The following is a 5,387-nucleotide window of genomic DNA, read 5'->3' as shown; positions in this document are numbered from 1 at the left end:
CAAGTTCTTTAAAAAATAACAGCCGATAAGTGTGGGCGCTTGATGAAGGTGCGGCGCTGAGAGATCAGCGTGTAACTTAAAACATTAAGTGCTCACAAAAAATATAGGTAAGAATCGCAAGATAATTACCTGTCAGTATTTTGAGTGAGCGACGGTTCTTCGGAACCTGGCAGCAATGCCACAACAGAGATTGAACTGAAGAGTTTGATCCTGGCTCAGATTGAACGCTGGCGGCATGCCTTACACATGCAAGTCGAACGGCAGCGCGGGCTTCGGCCTGGCGGCGAGTGGCGAACGGGTGAGTAACATATCGGAACGTGCCCTGGAGTGGGGGATAACTAGTCGAAAGACTAGCTAATACCGCATACGATCTACGGATGAAAGTGGGGGATCGCAAGACCTCATGCTCGTGGAGCGGCCGATATCTGATTAGCTAGTTGGTGGGGTAAAGGCCTACCAAGGCGACGATCAGTAGCTGGTCTGAGAGGACGACCAGCCACACTGGGACTGAGACACGGCCCAGACTCCTACGGGAGGCAGCAGTGGGGAATTTTGGACAATGGGGGCAACCCTGATCCAGCAATGCCGCGTGTGTGAAGAAGGCCTTCGGGTTGTAAAGCACTTTTGTTCGGAAAGAAATCGTCCTGGTTAATACCTGGGATGGATGACGGTACCGGAAGAATAAGCACCGGCTAACTACGTGCCAGCAGCCGCGGTAATACGTAGGGTGCAAGCGTTAATCGGAATTACTGGGCGTAAAGCGTGCGCAGGCGGTTGTGCAAGACAGATGTGAAATCCCCGGGCTTAACCTGGGAACTGCATTTGTGACTGCACGGCTAGAGTGTGTCAGAGGGGGGTAGAATTCCACGTGTAGCAGTGAAATGCGTAGATATGTGGAGGAATACCGATGGCGAAGGCAGCCCCCTGGGATAACACTGACGCTCATGCACGAAAGCGTGGGGAGCAAACAGGATTAGATACCCTGGTAGTCCACGCCCTAAACGATGTCAACTAGTTGTCGGGTCTTAATTGACTTGGTAACGCAGCTAACGCGTGAAGTTGACCGCCTGGGGAGTACGGTCGCAAGATTAAAACTCAAAGGAATTGACGGGGACCCGCACAAGCGGTGGATGATGTGGATTAATTCGATGCAACGCGAAAAACCTTACCTACCCTTGACATGGTCGGAATCCTGGAGAGATCTGGGAGTGCTCGAAAGAGAACCGGCGCACAGGTGCTGCATGGCTGTCGTCAGCTCGTGTCGTGAGATGTTGGGTTAAGTCCCGCAACGAGCGCAACCCTTGTCATTAGTTGCTACGAAAGGGCACTCTAATGAGACTGCCGGTGACAAACCGGAGGAAGGTGGGGATGACGTCAAGTCCTCATGGCCCTTATGGGTAGGGCTTCACACGTCATACAATGGTACATACAGAGGGCCGCCAACCCGCGAGGGGGAGCTAATCCCAGAAAGTGTATCGTAGTCCGGATTGTAGTCTGCAACTCGACTGCATGAAGTTGGAATCGCTAGTAATCGCGGATCAGCATGTCGCGGTGAATACGTTCCCGGGTCTTGTACACACCGCCCGTCACACCATGGGAGCGGGTTTTACCAGAAGTAGGTAGCCTAACCGCAAGGAGGGCGCTTACCACGGTAGGATTCGTGACTGGGGTGAAGTCGTAACAAGGTAGCCGTATCGGAAGGTGCGGCTGGATCACCTCCTTTCTAGAGTTTGCATCCAAATCAAGCGTTCACACTTATCGGTGTGTTAGTAAAACAGAACAGCATCAAATGGGTCTGTAGCTCAGCTGGTTAGAGCACCGTGTTGATAACGCGGGGGTCGTTGGTTCGAGCCCAACTAGACCCACCATCAGGTTTTGGGGGTTTAGCTCAGCTGGGAGAGCACCTGCTTTGCAAGCAGGGGGTCGTCGGTTCGATCCCGTCAACCTCCACCAAGACATCAAACCTAAATTCGTTGCGAAAGCGATGGGATTTAGGTTTGATCTTTTGCGATCAAAAGGCTGTTTTTGTTCTTTAACAATCTGGAAGAAGTAGTAAAGAATTTATCAGTTGGAGCTGATGCGTTGTGATGACGTATTGGTGAAGACTGGTGGGTTGTGATTGTATCAATCATATGTATGAAAGAGTTCTCGCGAAAGCGAGCAAGTCTGGAATACGGCACGCAAACTCAAAAACTCTGTAACGTTCCTGGAAGCAGGAGCCAACGTTATAGGGACAAGCGAATAAGTGCACATGGTGGATGCCTTGGCGATATCAGGCGATGAAGGACGTAGTAGCTTGCGATAAGCTGCGGGGAGTGAGCAAACACACTTTGATCCGCAGATTTCCGAATGGGGAAACCCGGCCTTTTAGGTCATCCCGTACTGAATACATAGGTACGTGGAAGCGAACGCGGCGAACTGAAACATCTAAGTAGCTGCAGGAAAAGAAATCAACCGAGATTCCCAAAGTAGTGGCGAGCGAAATGGGACCAGCCTGCAAGATATAGCATCAGCGATAGTGGAACGCTCTGGAAAGTGCGGCCATAGAGGGTGATAGCCCCTTACACGAAATCCCTGGTGTGGAACTAAGCTTGCGACAAGTAGGGCGGGGCACGTGAAACCCTGTCTGAACATGGGGGGACCATCCTCCAAGGCTAAATACTCGATATCGACCGATAGTGAACCAGTACCGTGAGGGAAAGGCGAAAAGAACCCCGGAAGGGGAGTGAAATAGAACCTGAAACCGTGTGCATACAAACAGTAGGAGCCTCGCAAGGGGTGACTGCGTACCTTTTGTATAATGGGTCAGCGACTTACATTCAGTGGCAAGCTTAACCGTGTAGGGAAGGCGTAGAGAAATCGAGTCCGAATAGGGCGTTCAGTCGCTGGGTGTAGACCCGAAACCAAGTGATCTACCCATGGCCAGGATGAAGGTGCCGTAACAGGTACTGGAGGTCCGAACCCACTAACGTTGAAAAGTTAGGGGATGAGCTGTGGGTAGGGGTGAAAGGCTAAACAAACTTGGAAATAGCTGGTTCTCTCCGAAAACTATTTAGGTAGTGCCTCAAGTATCACCACCGGGGGTAGAGCACTGTTATGGCTAGGGGGTCATCGCGACTTACCAAACCATTGCAAACTCCGAATACCGGTGAGTGCGAGCTTGGGAGACAGACGCCGGGTGCTAACGTCCGACGTCAAGAGGGAAACAACCCAGACCGCCAGCTAAGGTCCCAAAGATTGGCTAAGTGGAAAACGAAGTGGGAAGGCTAAAACAGTCAGGAGGTTGGCTTAGAAGCAGCCATCCTTTAAAGAAAGCGTAATAGCTCACTGATCGAGTCGTCCTGCGCGGAAGATGTAACGGGGCTAAGCCAGTCACCGAAGCTGCGGATATCCGTAAGGATATGGTAGGAGAGCGTTCTGTAAGCCTGCGAAGGTGTCTTGTAAAGGATGCTGGAGGTATCAGAAGTGCGAATGCTGACATGAGTAGCGATAATGCGGGTGAAAGGCCCGCACGCCGTAAGCCCAAGGTTTCCTGTTCAACGTTCATCGGAGCAGGGTGAGTCGGCCCCTAAGGCGAGGCAGAGATGCGTAGCTGATGGGAAGCAGGTTAATATTCCTGCACCGTCGTTAGATGCGATGGGGGGACGGATCGCGGAAGGTTGTCCGGGTGTTGGATGTCCCGGTTCCTGTATCAAAGAAGGCGCTTAGGCAAATCCGGGCGCGTAATTCAAGGGTATGGGACGAGCGGCTTTATGCCGCGAAGCAATCGGAAGTGGTTCCAAGAAAAGCCTCTAAGCTTCAGTCTAACGAGACCGTACCGCAAACCGACACAGGTGGGCGAGATGAGTATTCTAAGGCGCTTGAGAGAACTCGGGAGAAGGAACTCGGCAAATTGGTACCGTAACTTCGGGATAAGGTACGCCCTTGTAGTTTGACTGGCCTGCGCCAGAAGGACGAAGGGGTTGCAATAAACTGGTGGCTGCGACTGTTTAATAAAAACACAGCACTCTGCAAACACGAAAGTGGACGTATAGGGTGTGACGCCTGCCCGGTGCTGGAAGATTAAATGATGGGGTGCAAGCTCTTGATTGAAGTCCCAGTAAACGGCGGCCGTAACTATAACGGTCCTAAGGTAGCGAAATTCCTTGTCGGGTAAGTTCCGACCTGCACGAATGGCGTAACGATGGCCACACTGTCTCCTCCCGAGACTCAGCGAAGTTGAAGTGTTTGTGATGATGCAATCTACCCGCGGCTAGACGGAAAGACCCCATGAACCTTTACTGTAGCTTTGCATTGGACTTTGAACCAATCTGTGTAGGATAGGTGGGAGGCTTTGAAGCGGTGACGCCAGTTGCCGTGGAGCCATCCTTGAAATACCACCCTGGTTTGTTTGAGGTTCTAACCTTGGCCCGTTATCCGGGTCGGGGACAGTGCATGGTAGGCAGTTTGACTGGGGCGGTCTCCTCCCAAAGTGTAACGGAGGAGTTCGAAGGTACGCTAGGTACGGTCGGACATCGTGCTAATAGTGCAATGGCATAAGCGTGCTTAACTGCGAGACTGACAAGTCGAGCAGGTACGAAAGTAGGACATAGTGATCCGGTGGTTCTGTATGGAAGGGCCATCGCTCAACGGATAAAAGGTACTCTGGGGATAACAGGCTGATTCCTCCCAAGAGTTCATATCGACGGGGGAGTTTGGCACCTCGATGTCGGCTCATCACATCCTGGGGCTGTAGCCGGTCCCAAGGGTATGGCTGTTCGCCATTTAAAGTGGTACGTGAGCTGGGTTTAAAACGTCGTGAGACAGTTTGGTCCCTATCTGCCGTGGGCGTTGGAAGTTTGAGGGGGGCTGCTCCTAGTACGAGAGGACCGGAGTGGACGAACCTCTGGTGTACCGGTTGTCACGCCAGTGGCATTGCCGGGTAGCTAAGTTCGGAAGAGATAACCGCTGAAAGCATCTAAGCGGGAAACTTGCCTCAAGATGAGACTTCCCGGAGACTTGATCTCCCTGAAGGGTCGTTCGAGACCAGGACGTTGATAGGTCAGGTGTGGAAGCGCAGTAATGCGTTAAGCTAACTGATACTAATTGCCCGTGCGGCTTGTCCCTATAACCTTGGCCGGTTATAAACAAGTATGTGTGTGAATGACTGTTCAATCACACCCGCCAAAATATATGTAGTACCCCTAATTACTGCTTCTTCCCAGATTGAGTTGTTCGTACTCGCCAGCTGCAACGGCGATACGCGCAACGCTACAAGTTATGCCTGATGACCATAGCGAGTTGGTACCACCCCTTCCCATCCCGAACAGGACCGTGAAACGACTCTGCGCCGATGATAGTGCTGCAACCAGTGTGAAAGTAGGTTATCGTCAGGCTTGTTATATGCA

Annotated in this window: 2 tRNA genes and 3 rRNA genes; all 5 read left to right on the top strand. The window is 51.9% G+C overall.

The window, feature by feature from the left end:
* Positions 1–192: 192 nt before the first annotated feature.
* The 5 genes from ACNOHI_RS24385 to rrf all read left to right on the top strand — a co-directional run bounded on the left by ACNOHI_RS24385 (position 193) and on the right by rrf (position 5,375).
* A 16S ribosomal RNA gene (locus tag ACNOHI_RS24385) occupies positions 193–1,723 on the top strand.
* 68 nt (positions 1,724–1,791) lie between these two features.
* Positions 1,792–1,868: transfer RNA gene (locus tag ACNOHI_RS24380), tRNA-Ile, on the top strand.
* 9 nt (positions 1,869–1,877) lie between these two features.
* Positions 1,878–1,953 (top strand) — tRNA-Ala (locus ACNOHI_RS24375).
* 278 nt (positions 1,954–2,231) lie between these two features.
* Positions 2,232–5,106: ribosomal RNA gene (locus tag ACNOHI_RS24370) — 23S ribosomal RNA — on the top strand.
* A gap of 156 nt (positions 5,107–5,262) precedes the next feature.
* Positions 5,263–5,375: ribosomal RNA gene (rrf, locus tag ACNOHI_RS24365) — 5S ribosomal RNA — on the top strand.
* Together the 16S, 23S and 5S rRNA genes with 2 tRNA genes alongside form the textbook arrangement of a ribosomal RNA operon.
* Positions 5,376–5,387: the final 12 nt, after the last annotated feature.

Origin of the sequence: Noviherbaspirillum sp. ST9 (assembly GCF_048799745.1) — a bacterium.
GTDB lineage: Bacteria > Pseudomonadota > Gammaproteobacteria > Burkholderiales > Burkholderiaceae_D > Noviherbaspirillum.
Note: the sequence above shows the minus strand (reverse complement) of the source record. Positions and strands in the feature narration are given on the sequence as shown.